11 protein-coding genes are annotated in these 15,563 nt (G+C 70.8%); 4 read left to right on the top strand and 7 right to left on the bottom strand.

Going from position 1 to position 15,563, the window contains the following annotated elements:
• Complete coding sequence (locus OH768_RS35190; protein WP_406459969.1) at nt 1-1,134, top strand: NAD(P)/FAD-dependent oxidoreductase; 1,134 nt, start codon at nt 1-3, stop codon at nt 1,132-1,134.
• Here OH768_RS35190 and OH768_RS35195 read toward each other — a convergent pair.
• From OH768_RS35195 to OH768_RS35205, 3 genes are all read right to left on the bottom strand, one after another.
• Nucleotides 1,131-2,279 (bottom strand): serine hydrolase domain-containing protein, encoded by a 1,149-nt coding sequence (locus OH768_RS35195; RefSeq protein ID WP_406459970.1) that lies wholly within the window; start codon nt 2,277-2,279, stop codon nt 1,131-1,133. The two genes, OH768_RS35190 and OH768_RS35195, sit on opposite strands and share 4 nt — an antisense overlap.
• An 81-nt stretch (nt 2,280-2,360) precedes the next feature.
• Entirely contained in the window at nt 2,361-2,567 is a 207-nt protein-coding gene (locus OH768_RS35200) for a hypothetical protein (RefSeq protein ID WP_406459971.1), read from the bottom strand.
• Between the two features lie 122 nt (nt 2,568-2,689).
• On the bottom strand, nt 2,690-4,117 hold the full coding sequence (locus OH768_RS35205; RefSeq protein WP_406459972.1) for an MFS transporter: 1,428 nt from the start codon (nt 4,115-4,117) through the stop codon (nt 2,690-2,692).
• A gap of 101 nt (nt 4,118-4,218) precedes the next feature.
• Between OH768_RS35205 and OH768_RS35210 the strand changes: the two genes are divergently transcribed.
• Nucleotides 4,219-5,115: a helix-turn-helix transcriptional regulator gene (locus OH768_RS35210; RefSeq protein ID WP_406459973.1), complete on the top strand. Its 897-nt coding sequence runs from the start codon at nt 4,219-4,221 to the stop codon at nt 5,113-5,115.
• 288 nt (nt 5,116-5,403) lie between these two features.
• Here the strand turns inward: OH768_RS35210 and OH768_RS35215 are convergent, their stop codons facing one another.
• Nucleotides 5,404-6,849, bottom strand: coding sequence for an MFS transporter (locus OH768_RS35215; protein WP_406459974.1), 1,446 nt, complete (start codon nt 6,847-6,849; stop codon nt 5,404-5,406).
• Nucleotides 6,850-6,931: 82 nt separating this feature from the next.
• Between OH768_RS35215 and dusB the strand changes: the two genes are divergently transcribed.
• Nucleotides 6,932-8,110 (top strand): tRNA dihydrouridine synthase DusB, encoded by a 1,179-nt coding sequence (gene dusB / locus OH768_RS35220; protein WP_406459975.1) that lies wholly within the window; start codon nt 6,932-6,934, stop codon nt 8,108-8,110.
• Here the strand turns inward: dusB and OH768_RS35225 are convergent.
• The 3 genes from OH768_RS35225 to OH768_RS35235 all read right to left on the bottom strand — a co-directional run bounded on the left by OH768_RS35225 (nt 8,107) and on the right by OH768_RS35235 (nt 13,821).
• Nucleotides 8,107-9,675: a sulfatase-like hydrolase/transferase gene (locus OH768_RS35225; protein WP_406465574.1), complete on the bottom strand. Its 1,569-nt coding sequence runs from the start codon at nt 9,673-9,675 to the stop codon at nt 8,107-8,109. The two genes, dusB and OH768_RS35225, sit on opposite strands and share 4 nt — an antisense overlap.
• Before the next feature lie 754 nt (nt 9,676-10,429).
• Entirely contained in the window at nt 10,430-12,367 is a 1,938-nt protein-coding gene (locus OH768_RS35230; RefSeq protein WP_406459976.1) for a glycogen debranching N-terminal domain-containing protein, read from the bottom strand.
• Nucleotides 12,364-13,821: an MGH1-like glycoside hydrolase domain-containing protein gene (locus tag OH768_RS35235; protein WP_406459977.1), complete on the bottom strand. Its 1,458-nt coding sequence runs from the start codon at nt 13,819-13,821 to the stop codon at nt 12,364-12,366. Before OH768_RS35235 ends, OH768_RS35230 begins: the two co-directional genes overlap by 4 nt.
• A gap of 120 nt (nt 13,822-13,941) precedes the next feature.
• Here OH768_RS35235 and OH768_RS35240 point away from each other — a divergent pair, with 120 nt between their 5' ends.
• Nucleotides 13,942-15,144: an ROK family protein gene (locus OH768_RS35240; RefSeq protein ID WP_406459978.1), complete on the top strand. Its 1,203-nt coding sequence runs from the start codon at nt 13,942-13,944 to the stop codon at nt 15,142-15,144.
• Nucleotides 15,145-15,563: the final 419 nt, after the last annotated feature.

A 15,563-nucleotide genomic window follows, 5' to 3' on the forward strand; every position in this document is an offset into this window, starting at 1 on the left:
ATGGAAATCGGGTCCATGGAGCGGCCTCGACGCGTTGCCGTCATCGGAGTGGGCGTCCTCGGAGCCTGCGTGGGCTGGAACCTGTCCAGGCAGGGTGCCGAGGTGGTTCTCGTCGACGCGGGCCGGCCGGGCGAAGGCGTCACCGACTGGTCCTTCTCGTGGGTCAACGCCAGCAACAAGACCGTGCGCAGGTCCTACTTCGACCTGAATGTCGCGGGCATGGCGGCGCACCGCGAGCTGGCGGCGACCATCGGGCCGGACGCGTGGTGGTTTCCCAGCGGCCATCTGCGCTGGGCGGACGATCCGGCGGCGGAGGCGCGGTTCCTGAGAACGGCGGAGCTGCTGGCCGGTTGGGGCTATCGGATCGAACTGTCCACCGGGGCCGAGGTGCGCCGCCGCCTCGAACCGGCTCTCGCGCTGCCCGACGAGGTTTCCGTCGTGCTCTACCCCGACGAGGCCTGGGTGCACGGCCGCCGTCTCGTCGGCCGCCTGGTCGGCCAAGCGGTCGCGGCCGGCGCCGAGTTGAGGTCCAGCACTGAGGTCCATGACATCGGTACCGCTGCCGACGGAAGCGTCCGGACCGTCGCCCTGTCCGACGGGAGTGTTCTCGACGTGGATGCCGTGGTGAACGCGGCGGGCCCCAGCGCCTCCCGCATCGCCGGGCTCGTCGCACGGGACCTGCCGATGCGCCGGGAACCCGGGGTCGTCACCCGGATCGCCTGTGCCCCGGTCCCGATCCACCGGGCCATGCACGCGCCCCACATCGAGATCCGCCCCGACGGAGACGGATCGATGGTCCTGCACAGCCGCGAGATCGACGCACTCATCGACACCGGCGAGGAGGATCCCGCGGAACTCGCCCGGCTGCTCCACGCATCGGCACGGCAGGTCGTTCCCCAGCTCGCCGACTCCCGCGTCACCGGGACCCGGGTGGCCTTCCGGCCCATCCCGGCCGACGGATTCCCCTCGGTGGGAGCGGTACCGTCCGTGCCGGGCTACTACGAGGCCGTCTCCCACAGCGGCATCACGCTCGGGCCCGTGCTCGGCCGGCTGCTCGCCGCGGAGATCCTCGGCGGGGAGAGGGACGAACTGCTCGCGGACTTCCGGCCGGAGAGGTTCTCCGGTCAGGCCTAGCTCCGGGCCGCGCACCGCCAGAACTCCCGCATCAGCGGTGTCGGTGTCGGGCCCGTCATCGCTACCTGGGTCAGCAGGATCGTGACCGTGCCCGTCGGCGGGACGATGTGGGCCGTGGTACCGGTGCCGCCGACCCAGCCGTAGCGGCCGGGGACGTTCCACGGGTCGACCGGGGTGACGTCGACCTGGCCGCCGTAGCCCCAGCCCTGGCCCTCCAGGAAGAGGGTCGCGGCCTCGCGCTGGGCGGCCGTGAGGTGGTTGGTGGTCATGCGGCTCACGGAGGCGGGAGAGAGGACCGGGGTGCCGTCCGGTGCCGTGCCGTTGCGCGCGAGCATCCGGCCGAAGGCAAGGAGGTCGTCGGCCGTGGAGACCAGGCCGCCGGCGCCCGAGGGGAAGGCCGGGGGCCGGCTGAAACCGCCGTCCGGGGTGTCCGACTGCTTCAGGGAGCCGTGTTCGCCCGGGGTGTAGGCGGTGGTGAAGCGGTCCCGTTTCGACTCCGGGACCATGAACGCCGTGTCCATCATCCCCAGCGGCCCGAAGAACCGCTCCGCCAGGAAGTCGGGGAAGGACGAGCCCGAGGCGCGGGCGACCAGGACGCCCTGGAGGTCCGAGCAGGTGTTGTAGAGCCACGCGGCGCCCGGCTGGCGCACCATCGGGATCCGGGACAGGGCGGCCAGCCACTCGTCGGGGCCGGGCTGGAGGTAGGGTGCACGGCCGTCCTGCTGGAACGCCAGCAGCGTCTGGACGGCCGGCAGCGAGAAGTCGTCCGGGAATCCCCACCCGGCCCGGAAGCTCAGCAGGTCCTCGACGGTGACGGGCCGGTCCGCGGGCACGACGTCCTCGACCGGCGAGGACGGCATCCGGACCACCGTCGGCTTCGCCAGCTCCGGCAGCCACTCCGCCACCGGGGTGTCCAGCGCCAGCCGCCCGTCCTCCACCAGCGTCAGCACCGCCGCCGCCGTGATCGGCTTGCTGATCGACGCGATCCGGAAGATCGAGTCGCGGGACATCGGCGCGGTGCCTTCGACGTCGGCGGAGCCCACGGCCACCACCTCGACGTCGTCGCCGCGGGCCACCAGGCCCACCGCCCCCGGCACGGTGCCGTCGTCGACGCGTTGTCGCAGGGTGTCGTGGAGAGAACTCATCGGTCGGCCTTCCGGTCCGGGGAGTCGCATCGGATACGTCTGATACGACTCTCCTCGCCTCGCGAACTCATCGCTCCCCGGTCACTTGTCGGACGGGTCCACCGTCGCCTGGTGCTCCTCGGCCAGATGTTCCTCCGCCTTCAGCCAGGGCAGGAACTGCGCGCTCTTCTTCCAGCCGCAGGTGTCGCACTTGATCGTGCGCTGCGCACCCTTGCGCTCCACGCGGACGACATGTTCCCGCCCGTGCTGGTCCCAGCGGCTCACCTTGCTCGTGTTGATCTGCAACATGCGCCTCGCCTCCGCTCAGGAGTCTCCGGCAAGGAGTGTGCAGCAAGACCAACATCAACGGGGCCCAATTCACGGCGAGTTGTCCAAGCTGTGAACATGTCATCCGGTGGTTCGTCCGGCTTTCAGCCGATCGCGCGCGGCAGCCGCAGGCTGAGCAGCCCGGTCAGCACCACACCCGCCAGCTGCACCAACAGCGTTGTCACCAGGGCGTCCCGCATACCCATGCCCGGGATCAGCGACAGGAAGAGCGTGCCGAGCGTGGCCACGCCCAGCGCCAGCGCCGACTGCTGGGTGGTCACCATCACGCCGGCGCCCACACCGGCCCGCGCGGGCGGCACCTCGGACAGGATGATCCGGAAGATGATGGGCAGTTGGAGCGCCTGACCGACGCCCGCGACCGCCATCCCCGGCAGCAGTTCGACGAAGCCGAGGTCCGGCCAGGAGCGCCACGCGGCCAGCACGATCAGCCCCACGCCCACCCCCTGCACGACCGAACCCGCCGCCACGACCCGGGTGCCGTACCGGGTCACCAGGCGCGGCCCGGCGAGCGAGACCAGGAAGAACGCCACGGCCATCGGGGCGAGCGCCAGGCCCGCCGCGACCGGGCCCAGGTCCGCGCCGCGCTGCAGCGCCACCGCGATCACGAACATGAAACCGCTGAAGCCGATCGACAGCGGCAGGACGATCATCAACCCGCGCCGCAGCGAGGTCAGCGCCAGCAGACTCGGCGGCACCAGCGGCGTACGGCCCTGCCGGTCCGCCCTGCGCTCCACCGCGTAGAACGCGGACACGATCCCCGGGAACGCGGCCAGCGACAGCCACGTCCACAGCGGCCAGCCCGCCGCCCGGCCCTCGGTCAGCGGCACCAGCAGCGCCAGCAGCGACGCGGCCAGCAGGAAGGTGCCGGGCACGTCCACCGGCTCCGGGTGCTGGGAACGCGTCTCCGGTACGACCTTGGCGGCCAGGACCAGTCCGACGATGACGACCGGCACGTTCACCAGGAACACCGCGCGCCAGCCGGTACCGGCTATGTCTGCTGCGACCAGGACCCCGCCGAGGATCTGCCCTGCCACCATGGCGAGGCCGGCCGTCGCGCCGTACAGGCCCATCGCCTTGGCGCGGCGCGGGCCCTGGGTCGCGGCCTGGATGGTGGCGAGGACCTGCGGGAGCATCGCGGCGGAGGCCGCGCCCTGGGCGATCCGCGCGGCGACCAGCGTCCAGGCGGTGGGCGCGAGGCCGCAGGCCAGCGAGGTCACGCCGAAGGCGGCCATCCCGCCCAGGAAGAGCCGGCGGCGCCCGAACAGGTCGCCGAGCCGGCCGCCGAGGACGAGCAGCACGGCGTACGAGACTCCGTAGCCGGCGACGACGAGTTCGAGGACGGCCTCGCTCGCCGAGAGGTCCCTGCCGATGGTCGGCAGGGCCACGTTGACGATGAAGAAGTCGATGAGGGGCAGCGCCGCGGCCAGCAGCACCGTGAACAGTCCGAGGCCGCCGAGCACGGGTGGCGCCGCCGGGGATCGGACGGTGCGGGAAGTGATGGTTTCGGTCACGCCGACGAGCCTGCGCCTCCCGCCAGACTGGTACCAGAGTGTCCTTATCCTGGTAGCAGGACTACCTGGAAACAGGGTCCGCGCGGCGGCAGACTGGGGTGATGACGACCATGGCACAGGAAACGGCGACAGTGACAGGGGCGGCGCGAACGGCGGCTTCGCAGACCGCGTCGACGGTCCGGCGCCATGAACTCGCCGCGTTCCTGCGTCACCGCCGCGAGCACATCGCTCCCGAGCAGGTCGGCCTGCCGCGCGGCACCCGGCGCCGTACGCCGGGGCTGCGCCGCGAGGAGGTCGCGCAGCTCGCCGCGGTCGGCGTCACCTGGTACACGTGGCTGGAACAGGCCCGGGACATCCAGGTCTCCGTACAGGTCCTCGACGCACTGGCCCGCACCCTGCTGCTCGACCGCAGTGAGCGCACCCACCTGTTCCAGCTGGCCGACGCGATCGATCCGCAGCCGGCCGCCGACTGCCCGGTGGTCACCCCCGCCCTCCAGTCGATGCTGGACCAGCTCGACCCCATCCCGGCCTGCCTCCAGAACGCCCGGTACGACATCCTCGCCTACAACCGCACCTACGGAATGCTGCTGTGCGACCTGGACGCGGTGCCGCCCGAGGACCGCAACTGCATGATCCTCTCCTACACGCACGAGGAGTGGCGGTCCTCGATCGTGCACCTGGAGAAGACCCAGCGGCTGATGGCCGCCCGCTTCCGGGGCTCGATGGCCGACCATCTCGCCGACCCCACCTGGAAGACCCTGCTCAAGCGGCTGCACACCTCCCCCGAGTTCTGCGAGGTCTGGGACCGCCACGAGGTGCTGGGCGCCAGCCCCCGCCGCAAGGAGTTCCGCAACGCCCACGTCGGCCGCCTCACGGTCGACCACACCGACCTGTGGCTGGGCCCTTCGAGGGGCCCGCGGATGGTGACGTACGCGCCCGTGGACGAGGAGTCGAGGCAGCGCCTGGAGAGGCTGCACGCGATCGCACTGGAGAAGTGAGGCCGGGCTGCCTCCACCGCGTCAAAGCCTCGGGTATCCCGACCGGTTGTAGCTCGGGTTGCTGCTCAGGGTCATGAACTCCCGGCCCCGCCGCAGCTCCTGTACGACCTCTTCCCAGCCCGGGTCGTCCACCGCGCCAGAGTGTCCCGCGTCGGGTGAGGGTCAGCGACCGGCCGTCGAACGAGAACGTCCACCCCGAGTAGCGCATGACCATCGCATCGGGCATCTGTTCAATTTGCTGAAATCGCCGGCGGCTGCCAACGGAAGGATCACGCGGCCGGGCAGCTCCTACGCGGTGATCCCGGCCGCCTCGCGCACCTCGACGGACGACAGCTTCTCCGCCGTCCGCTCGGCGGTCCGCCGCGCCCAGGCACCGCTGGTCACCGCCCCCAGCACCAGCACGGCCAGACCGCACACCACGAGAATCCACCACCCGGGACGCGCCGCCGACACGAATGTGTCCTTGTACGACGACGATCCGACCCCGGAGGCCAGCACCGCGCCGACCACCGCGACCCCGAGGGTCTGCCCCAGCTGCCGGCTCGTGGAGGCGACGGCCGCCGCGACTCCCGCCTGTGCCCGCGGCATCCCGGACACCGCGGTGTTGGTGATCGGCGCGTTCACGAAGCCGAAGCCGATGCCGAACAGCAAGTACCCGATGAAGCGCGAGACGTTGGACGTCTCCGCCTCGAACCCGGCGAACAGCAGCGCGCTCACGGTCATCGCGGAGCCCGCGATCAGGAGGGGTATCCGGGGACCCCGACTGCCCACCAGCCGCCCGGAGACCGGCGCGCACAGGAACGTCGGCACCGCCATCGGCAGCATCCACAGTCCGGCGTGCAGCGCGTCCAGACCGACCACGTTCTGCAGATACAGCGTGGACAGGAACAGGAAGCCGCCCAGCGCCGAGAACGCGCTGATGGCGATCACCGTGGCCCCGCTGAACGGCGCGGAGCGGAAGAAGCGCAGGTCGATGAGGGGTTCGTCGCGCCGCGGCTCGTACCAGAGCAGACCGGCGAGAGCGACCAGCGCGAGGATCGCGAACGGCAGGATCGCGGTGAACCCGGAGTCCGGCGCCTCGATGATCGCGTACGTCAGCGAGCCGAACAGCGCGATCACCAGGAGCTGGCCGACCGGGTCGGCCCGGCGGGCCTTGGGCGCGCGGGACTCGGGAATGAACTTCAGTGTGAGCAGCAGCGCGGCCACGCCCACCGGCAGGTTGATCCAGAAGATCGAGCGCCAGCCGACCGAGTCCACGAGCAGCCCGCCGATCAGCGGTCCGGCGGCCATCGATATGCCGACGACCGCACCCCACACGCCGATCGCCCGGGCCCGCTCGCGCGGCTCGGTGAAGGTGTTGGTGATGATCGACATGGCGACCGGGTTGAGCATCGAGCCGCCGACCGCCTGGATCATGCGGAACCAGATCAGCGCGTCCAGGTCGGGCGCGAGGGAGCAGAGCAGCGAGCCCAGACTGAAGACCACCAGGCCGACGATGAAGACCCGCTTGCGGCCGATGCGGTCGGCCGTGGAGCCCGCCAGCATCAGCAGGGAGGCGAGGACCAGGGTGTACGCGTCGATCGTCCACTGCAGACCGGAGGTGCTCGCGTGGAGATCGGTCTGCATCGCGGGCAGGGCGACGTTCAGGATGGTGACGTCCAGGCTCACGATCAGCAGACTCATGCAGCAGATCGCGAGCACCAGCATGCGGCGACGGTGGCTGAGCTCGGGCATGCGAACCAGCGTACGCGAAACTCGATAGTGCGTCTAACTAATTACCGATACATGATCTCTGGCGGTACGCCACAATGGAGCAATGTCCACGCCCGTCGCCTCGCCCGTGTCGCCCTTGCGGATCGGCCCGCACACCGTCTCGCCGCCCGTCGTCCTGGCCCCCATGGCCGGGATCACCAACGCGCCTTTCCGCACCCTGTGCAGGGAGTTCAGTGGAGGTAAGGGTCTGTTCGTCAGCGAGATGATCACGACGCGGGCGCTGGTCGAGCGCAACGAGAAGACCATGCAGCTGGTCCACTTCGACGCGACCGAGAAGCCGCGCTCGATCCAGCTGTACGGCGTGGACCCGGCGACCGTCGGCAAGGCCGTCCGCATGATCGTGGAGGAGGACCTGGCCGACCACATCGACCTCAACTTCGGCTGCCCGGTGCCGAAGGTCACCCGCAAGGGCGGCGGCTCCGCGCTGCCGTACAAGCGGAACCTGCTGCGGGCGATCCTCAAGGAGGCCGTCAGCGGGGCCGGGGACCTGCCCGTCACCATGAAGATGCGCAAGGGCATCGACGACGACCACATCACCTTCCTCGACGCGGGCCGCATCGCCGTCGAGGAGGGCGTCACGTCGATCGCCCTGCACGGCCGTACCGCCGCCCAGCACTACGGCGGCACCGCCGACTGGGACGCCATCGCCCGGCTGAAGGAGCATGTGCCGGAGATCCCCGTGCTCGGCAACGGCGACATCTGGTCGGCGCAGGACGCGGTGCGGATGGTGCGCGAGACCGGGTGCGACGGGGTCGTGGTCGGGCGCGGGTGCCTGGGGCGGCCGTGGCTGTTCGCCGATCTCGTGGCCGCGTTCGAAGGACGTGAACAGGCCCGTGCCGGAGGCACTGATGGATGCAGTCTGAAGCCGTCGTTGCGCGAGGTCGCCGACATCATGGTGCGGCACGCGACGCTGCTCGGCGAGTGGATCGGCGACGAGGCGCGCGGGGTCATCGACTTCCGCAAGCACGTCGCCTGGTACCTGAAGGGCTTCGCGGTCGGCAGCGAGATGCGCAAGCGCCTCGCCATCACCTCGTCCCTCACCGAACTCCGCTCCGGCCTCGACGAGTTGGACCTCGACCAGCCCTGGCCGGTCGGCGCCGACGGGCCCCGCGGCCGTACGTCGGGCAACAACAGGGTGGTGCTGCCCGACGGTTGGCTGAAGGACCCGTACGACTGCGCGGGGATCGGCGAGGACGCCGAACTCGACACCTCGGGCGGCTAGTTCGTCTTCGGATGGGGCGTCGAGCCGTACGCCGTGAGGAACTTGTCGCGGAAGGCGCTCATCTTCCATACCGGGGCGTCGTGCGCGGGGCGCAGGCCGTCCGTCCAGTTCCAACTGTCGATCTTCGCAAGGACCTTGGGATCCTTGGCGACGATCGAGATCGGCACGTCACGGCTGGCGTGGTTGCCGCTGACCCGGGCGATCGGCTGGTGGTCGCCGAGGAAGACCAGCACGGTGTTGTCGTTGCCGTAGCGCTCCAGCCACTGGGTGAGGGAGTTCACCGAGTACTGGATCGACTTGCCGTACTCCTGGCGGGACTTGGTGGTGTCGGAGATGACGTCGGAGGCCTTGTTGCCGGCCTTCTCGATCGCGTCGAAGACCGAACCGTTGCCCAGTCGGTCCCAGGGGACGAGCTTCGGGATCGGCGCCCAGGGCTGGTGGCTCGACGTCAGGATGATCATCGACATCAGCGACTTGCCGTCGGCGCGCGGCTTGCTGTGCACCTGCTTCTGGAACTGCTCAAGGGCGTACTGGTCGGGCATTGTCGACCAGCTGAACTTCGGTCCCCTGTAGCCCAGTTGGAAGGCGTTGTAGACCTTGTCGAGGCCGTAGAAGCTCTGCTCCGGCCAGCCCTTCTGAATACCCGGCATCACGCCGACGGTGTCGTAGTCGCCGGTCTTCTTGAAGGCGTCGGTCAGGCTCAGGTGGTCGCTGGCCATCACCGTGCGGTAGCGCTGCTGGTTGTTGACCCACAGCCCCGACATGGTGGTGGAGTGGCCGAGCCAGCTGCTGCCGCCGTAGGTCGCCGAGGTCAGCCAGCCGCTCTTCGCGGCGAAACCGGCCTTCGACAGGGCCTTGGTGTCGGCTGCGAGGGTCTCGTCGACACCGGGCGCCATGATCGGGTCCTCGATCGCGCTGCGGCCGTAGCTCTCGATGAAGGTGAAGATCATGTCCTTGCCGCGCAGGTCCGGGACGAGCTGGCTGCCCGGGGTGTTGCCGAAGGCGTCGACCTTGGCGACCTTCTCGAACTCCGCCTCGTCGCGCAGGGTGTTGCGGATCGCCACGGTGCGGAGCTTGAGGATCGCGGCGGTGTGGTCCGCGGCGAGCGGCACGCCGGAGACCTGGAAGCCGAAGGCCGTGCAGGTGATCCAGGCGGTGCCGGCGATCAGCGCGCCCCGGGACGCCTGCGCCTTGTGGCCGGCCAGCAGGTTGCTGAGCCGGACCGTGGCCAGCGCGACCAGGACGATCAGCAGCAGGACGAAGACGATGACACCGACCGTGAGGACGGACGTGACCGTCCCGCCGAGCGTGTCCGAGAGATAGCCGCGGGCGTCGGCGAACAGGCTCCAGTCCAGGACGACGTTGAAGCCCCGGCCCAGGTATTCGTTGAAGCCCATGTCGAGCATGTTCAGGATCGCCACGACGGCGGTCAGCGCGCCGCAGAACGCCGCCAGCACGATCCGCGGCCGGCGCGGCAGGCTCATCAGGACGACGGCCCCCATGATCGCCTCCGCCGGCAGCCGCATGAACTCTGCGGGCTTCAGGCTGTTCAGCGTGGTCGGCATCTGCAGGCAGACGTAGACGATGGCGGCGGCGAGCACGGTGACGGTCCAGGAGACGACACGAGCGGCGACGGGGTGCTTCTCCCGCCAGCTCCGCACACGCCGCCGCAGGCCCAGCCGACTGCTCCAGGTGCGGGGGCCCGGGCGGGAGGGGCGGGGGGTGGCGGCGGGGGTGGTGTCCGAGGCGGGGGCTTCGAGGGCGGGGGCTTCGGGGTCCGTTGCGGTCGGGGCGTCGGCGTCGGCTTCGGTGCCGGGCTCCTCGGAGTCGTTGGCGTCGGTGCCCGCGTCGGTGTCGGTGATGTCGGTGTTCTCGGGCGACTCGGGCTCTGCTGCCTCGGACTTGGTTTGGGGCGCGGCCTCCGCCGAGGCTTCGGCGGGAGCTTCTACGGCCTTCCCGGTCTCGGCCGGAGTCTCTACGACTGGCTCGGTCCCGGCCTCAACCTCGTCCCCGGCCGCGCTCGGTATCGCTGTCGCGTCGCCCGGCGTCGGCTCCGTGTCGACGTCGATGTCGACGTCGTCGCTGATGTCGCTGCCGGTGTCCGGCGGCGGAACCTGGCCATCGGCTGCCCCGGCCGTGTTCGGTGACTGGCGTGTGCTCGTGTGCTGAGGCAACCCGAAGGTCCTTCCATGAGGAGCCCGTAGTCGGAGTGGCGGCCCGAACTGGGGAGGCAGGGCCGCCGTCATTCCGTACGAGTTGCCTCATGCGCCCGTTCACGGAACTGGGCAAACACCCGGCAAACGGCTTATCACCGTTGCGTCACGCGCCCCCTACCGCCGTGAGCAGCGCCAGCGGAGCCGCCGCCGACCTGGACTCCCGCACGCACGCGTGCGGGTAGGGGACCGGCTCCGGGTGGGTGTCGCGGCCGTAGCCCGCGAGGACCTCCGGGAGGCGGTGGCCGGCCGCGGTCGCCGCGTCGACCAGCGCGTGCGCGACCGTACGGGCCTCGTCGTGCAGGCCGTAGCGCGAAAGGCCCAGCGTGATCAGCGCGTTGTCGTGCGGCCAGAGCGAACCCCGGTGGTACGACAGCGGGTGGTACGCCGCCTGGCCGGAGGCGAGCGTGCGGACGCCCCAGCCGGAGAAGAAGTCCGGCTCCAGGAGCCTGCGGCCGACCAGTTCGCCGTACTCCTTGTCCAGGAGCCCGGACCAGAGGAGATGGCCCGCGTCCGAGGCCAGCGCGTCCACCTGGCGGCCCTCCCCGTCCAGCGCCAGCGCCGGGAACGAGTGGTCCCGCATCCAGAAGTCCTGCTGGAAACGGTCCCGCAGGTCGGACGCCGCCTGCTCCAGGAGGGCCGCGTACGTCTCGTCCTCCCACACCGTCCGCGCCACCCACGCGGTGCGGCGCAGCGCGTCGTACGCGTACCCCTGGGCCCCCGCCGCCATCACGGGACCGCTTGCGCGGGTGCCGTCGGCCCCGCAGATGGCGCCGGGGGAGTCCTTCCAGTTCTGGTTGGCCAGGCCGCCCTGGTCGGCGCGGTAGACCAGATAGCCGCGCGAGGTCAGACCGCCGTGGTCCAGCATCCAGCCGATGGCGGCACGGGCGTTGGGCTCCAGGCGCCGGGCGAGTGCCGTGTCGCCGGTCTGCTCGACATACGCGCCGAGCAGCACCAGGAACAGCGGGGTCGCGTCGACCGAGCCGTAGTAGCGCCCGTACGGCACCTGCCCGAAGTGCGCCAGCTCGCCGTGCCGCACCTCGTGCACGATCTTGCCGGGCTGCGACACCGACTCGGGGCCGACCGCCGTCGCCTGGGTCGCGGCGAGCGCCGGCAGTGTGGCGGCGGCGAGTTGGGGGCGGTAGGGGAGCGCGAAGAGCGAGGTCAGGAGGGCGTCCCTGCCCAGGAGGGTCAGGAACCAGGGGGCGCCCGCCGCCGGTACGCGCAGCTCCTCGCCGTCGGGGCCCGTCGCCGGGACCTGGAGCGAGGCCAGGTCCGACAGACCTCGCGCGCAGGCGGCGGCCAGCTCCGGCCAGCCGGTGGGGAAGGAGACGCCCTGGGCGTACTCGCCCTCCAGCGCGAGGAGTTGCTCGTTCAGGGCGGAGGGTGAGCGCGGTACCCGCAGGGCCCGCTTGTCGCCGTGCGGGCGGGCCATCACCCGCAGGGCCAGCTCGGCGGTGCCGTGCGGTTCGAGGTCCAGGGTCCACACCATGCGGCGGGCGCCGGTGCCGGTCTCCTCGACGCCGTCGGGGGCGGGCTCGGCCGTGACCGTCGTACAGGATCGCCATTCGCCGCGCTGGTAGGCGAACTCCACGCCGTCGTCCAGGACTTGGCGGGAGCGGGTGGCGCCGGTCTTCGCGTAGGTGCGGTGGTCGGAGCGGAGTTCGAACTGGTCGGTGAAGTCGGCGTCCGCGGTGACCGCGAGCCGGACCGTGGTCGGCACCGGCCGGTTGCTGGTCACCTTCAGCGACTCGACGAACGAGCCGTCGCCGACGGCCTGTTCACGGAAGAGCGTGTGCGCGGGCGGCTCCTGGCGCCCGCCGCGTGGGACCAGGACACAGCGCGCCATGTCCCCGTCGGCCACCGGTGTCAGCGCCTCCGGCACCGCGCCATCGACCGTCAACTGCCAGCGGCTCAGGTGCCGGGCGTCCCGTACGAATAACCCGTCCGGGGAACTGCCGCCCCGTACGCCGCTGATGTCCCCGCCGTCGCCCACGGCTGCGAACGTCCCGCCGTGCACGAGCAGATGATGCCGGTCCGTCATCCCCGGTCCCCTCCCTTGATTCTCTTGGCGCCCTTGACTTCTGTGCCACTCATGTCGAACGTGCCGAGGCCCGTGCCGGACACGCCGTGCCCGGGGGGCTCGTGGAGCAGATCCAGGGTCAGCGCGGCGGTCCAGCTGAAGCCGGTCGCGCCGCACGCCTCGCCGTCGTACGGGTCGACGTACTCGGCGAAGTCGGTGGCGGTGGCCGTCTCCAGGACGGCGTCGCGCAGCGCGTCCGCTCTCGGCCGCTCGCCGTGCAGCCGCAGGCCGCGCTCCAGCAGCCAGCTCGTGTTGAACCAGGCCGGGCCGCGCCAGTACCGGTGCGGATCGAAGGCCTCGCCCAACAGGTCGTAGCTGGGCGGGAGTCGCGTGGTGTCGCCGAGCCCGAAGTGCGGGCCGGACGCCGTACGGACGAGTGCCGCGGCGATGTCCCGGGGCAGGTCGGGGAGGAGCAGCGGGATCAGGCCGGAGACGCTCCGCTCGGGAATGAGGCCGTCGCCGCGCACGTCGCGGCAGAAGAACATGCCCTCCGCCGGGTCCCAGAGCCGCTCGATCAGGACGCCGGTCAGCCGTTCCGCGCGTGCGTGCCGGGCCGTGCCGGTGGCGCCCAACTCCCGTGCGATACGGGCGAGTGCGTGCTCGGAGGCGATGAGCAGGGCGTTGAACGAAGGGTCCTCCACCGCGAACTCGCTTGCCCCGTCCGCGTATTCGCCGTCCCGGTAGTCCGTCGCGAGACGCACGTAACGGCCGTAGTCGAGGTCCGTGGGCCGGTCCTCGGCGGCCCCGTGGTCGAGGTCGGCGCGGCGGAAGGAGCGGGCCGGGGCGGGGGTGATCCGGCTCAACGGGGCGTCCCAGCAAGGGCTGTTGTCCATACCCTGTTCCCAGGGGTGCACCACGGACGCGAGCCCGCCCCCGCCCAGATCGCGTCGGTGCAGCAGATAGCGGTGCCAGGCGGCCAGCCGGGGGTAGACACCCGCCAGGAAGCCGCGTGCGCGGGACAGGCCCGGGTCCGCGCAGTGCACCAGCCAGGCGGCGAGCGCGTGCACCGGTGGCTGCACGATGCCCGAGGTCTGTACGGTGCGCGGGGCGCCCGCGGTGTGCCCCGCGGTCGAGGAGCGCCAGAAGTCGGGGCTCGGGAAGTACGCGTCGAGCGGTACGGAGGGGTTGAAGACGATGTGCGGGATACGGCCGTCGCCCCACTGGGCGGCGAGCAGGGTCTCCAGCTCCGTCTGTGCCCGCAGCGGCGAGAGGTGCCGCAGGCCGATCGCGATGAACGCGGAGTCCCAGGACCACTGGTGCGGATACAGACCACGAGAGGGGACCGTGGAGGCTCCCGTCCAGTTCCCTTCGAGTACGGCAGCCGCCCTGAGGTGCAGCGAACCTGACAAGGACGGCGGATCGTATACGAGGTGGTGCTCCACGGGGAGGGCTGTGAGCTGGGCAGTGCGATCCACTCGGGACTCCACGAAACACATCGTGCCGACCGGTTCGGTCATGGCTACCGTAGGGTTACGTCTATTTAACACGCAAAACTCAATATGTAATGCAGGGTTGAGAAACACAAGGGGGTGCGCATGACTGGACGAGGTCAAGCGAGCGCCGGCGATCTGCTCGAACTGGTGCGCACCGGGCGCGCCACGACCCGCGGCGCCCTCCAGCAAGTGACGGGCCTCTCACGCGCGACCGTCGGCCAGCGCCTGGACCGGCTCTTCCGCGCGGGCTGGCTGCGCGAGGGCGCGGGCGGTCCCGTGGACTCCCCGCTGGGCGGTCGCCCCTCGATCACCCTCGAATTCGACGACGCCCATGCCGTAGTTCTCGCGGCTGACCTGGACACCCGCCACGCGCGCGCGTGCGTCCTCTCCCTCACCGGTGAGATCCTCGCCGAGCACGGCGGCACCCTGGTCGTCGAGGAGGGCCCGGACGCCGTGCTGGGCGAACTCGGCCGCTGGTTCGCCGAACTCCTGGAGAAGGCCGGACACCAGCCGTCCGAGGTCTGCGGGATCGGCCTCGCCGTCCCCGGACCCGTCGACAGCGAGACCGGCCGCGTCGTCCAGCCGCCGATGATGCCCGGCTGGGACGGCTACGACATAAGAGGCCGCCTGGCCCGCGCCTTCACGGAACACACCGGCGCCCCCCGGGTACCGGTCCTGGTCGACAACGACGCCAACCTCATGGCCTACGGCGAACAGCGGACCGGACACCCCGACTGCTCGGCCTTCGTCCTGGTCAAGGTCTCGACCGGTATCGGCGCCGGAGTGGTCGTCGGCGGCTCCATCTTCCGGGGGATCGACGGCGGCGCCGGCGACATCGGCCACATCCGGGTCCCGGCGGGCGCGCAGGCGCTGTGCCGATGCGGGTCCTACGGCTGTCTCGCCGCCGTCGCCAGCGGTGGCGCCGTCGCGCGACGGCTGGCCGAGACCGGGGTGCCGGCCGAGTCAGGCTCGGACGTACGGGACCTGCTGGCGTCGGGGCACCCGGGAGCGGCGGCCTTCGCCCGCGAGGCCGGACGGCAGGTCGGGGACGTCCTGGCGACCGTGGTGACGCTGCTCAACCCCGGAGTGCTGATGATCGCGGGAGACCTGGCCGGAACCTCCTTCCTCACGGGTGTACGGGAGCTGCTGTACCAGCGGGCGCTGCCGCGCTCCACCGCTCATCTGCACGTACTGACCTCACGGCTCGGGGAGCGGGCCGGGCTGGTGGGGGCGGGTGCGCTGGTCGTGGAGTACCTGTACGCGCCGGAGCGGGTGGAGGAGCGGCTGCTCGCGCTGGGCATGTGACGTCCGCGGGCATGTGACGTCCGAGTTTCCGTCGGGAGACGCGTCCGGCGGCCGTCCGCATGGTGAAATCCGGTCGGGTGTGGAAGCGTGATTCTCGCCACCTTTGATAAGGGTGGCGCTCAGGTGAGCGGATCTTGCACGGATGCACTTCTCCAAGGGGTGGCACTCCGTGCCACCCCTTGATCGTTCATCGATCGAAAACAGGCGAGCCGCAAGCCGCTCGAATGAGCGGGAAAGTGTGCTGATGACTCTTGTTGCGTTCAAGAAGTGAAAACATCCGGCGGTCTTCGCTTGCCGAGCTTTGACTTTCGATCCGCTGGCAGACGGCTGGTTACGGACGCATGACACGCAAGTGGACGTACCCAGGCGCCTTCGATCTGGGTATGTTCCTGGCCGTCAGGGCAGCCACCCGCGTCCCG

Source organism: Streptomyces sp. NBC_01622, from assembly GCF_045209635.1.
GTDB lineage: Bacteria > Actinomycetota > Actinomycetes > Streptomycetales > Streptomycetaceae > Streptomyces.

Coding starts and splice junctions, on each gene's coding strand:
- OH768_RS35190 (WP_406459969.1), top strand. CDS start 1: ATGGAAATCGGGTCCATGGAGCGGCCTCGACGCGTTGCCGTCATCGGA.
- OH768_RS35195 (WP_406459970.1), bottom strand. CDS start 2,279: ATGAGTTCTCTCCACGACACCCTGCGACAACGCGTCGACGACGGCACC.
- OH768_RS35200 (WP_406459971.1), bottom strand. CDS start 2,567: ATGTTGCAGATCAACACGAGCAAGGTGAGCCGCTGGGACCAGCACGGG.
- OH768_RS35210 (WP_406459973.1), top strand. CDS start 4,219: ATGACGACCATGGCACAGGAAACGGCGACAGTGACAGGGGCGGCGCGA.
- OH768_RS35215 (WP_406459974.1), bottom strand. CDS start 6,849: ATGCCCGAGCTCAGCCACCGTCGCCGCATGCTGGTGCTCGCGATCTGC.
- dusB (WP_406459975.1), top strand. CDS start 6,932: ATGTCCACGCCCGTCGCCTCGCCCGTGTCGCCCTTGCGGATCGGCCCG.
- OH768_RS35225 (WP_406465574.1), bottom strand. CDS start 9,675: ATGCCGACCACGCTGAACAGCCTGAAGCCCGCAGAGTTCATGCGGCTG.
- OH768_RS35230 (WP_406459976.1), bottom strand. CDS start 12,367: ATGACGGACCGGCATCATCTGCTCGTGCACGGCGGGACGTTCGCAGCC.
- OH768_RS35240 (WP_406459978.1), top strand. CDS start 13,942: ATGACTGGACGAGGTCAAGCGAGCGCCGGCGATCTGCTCGAACTGGTG.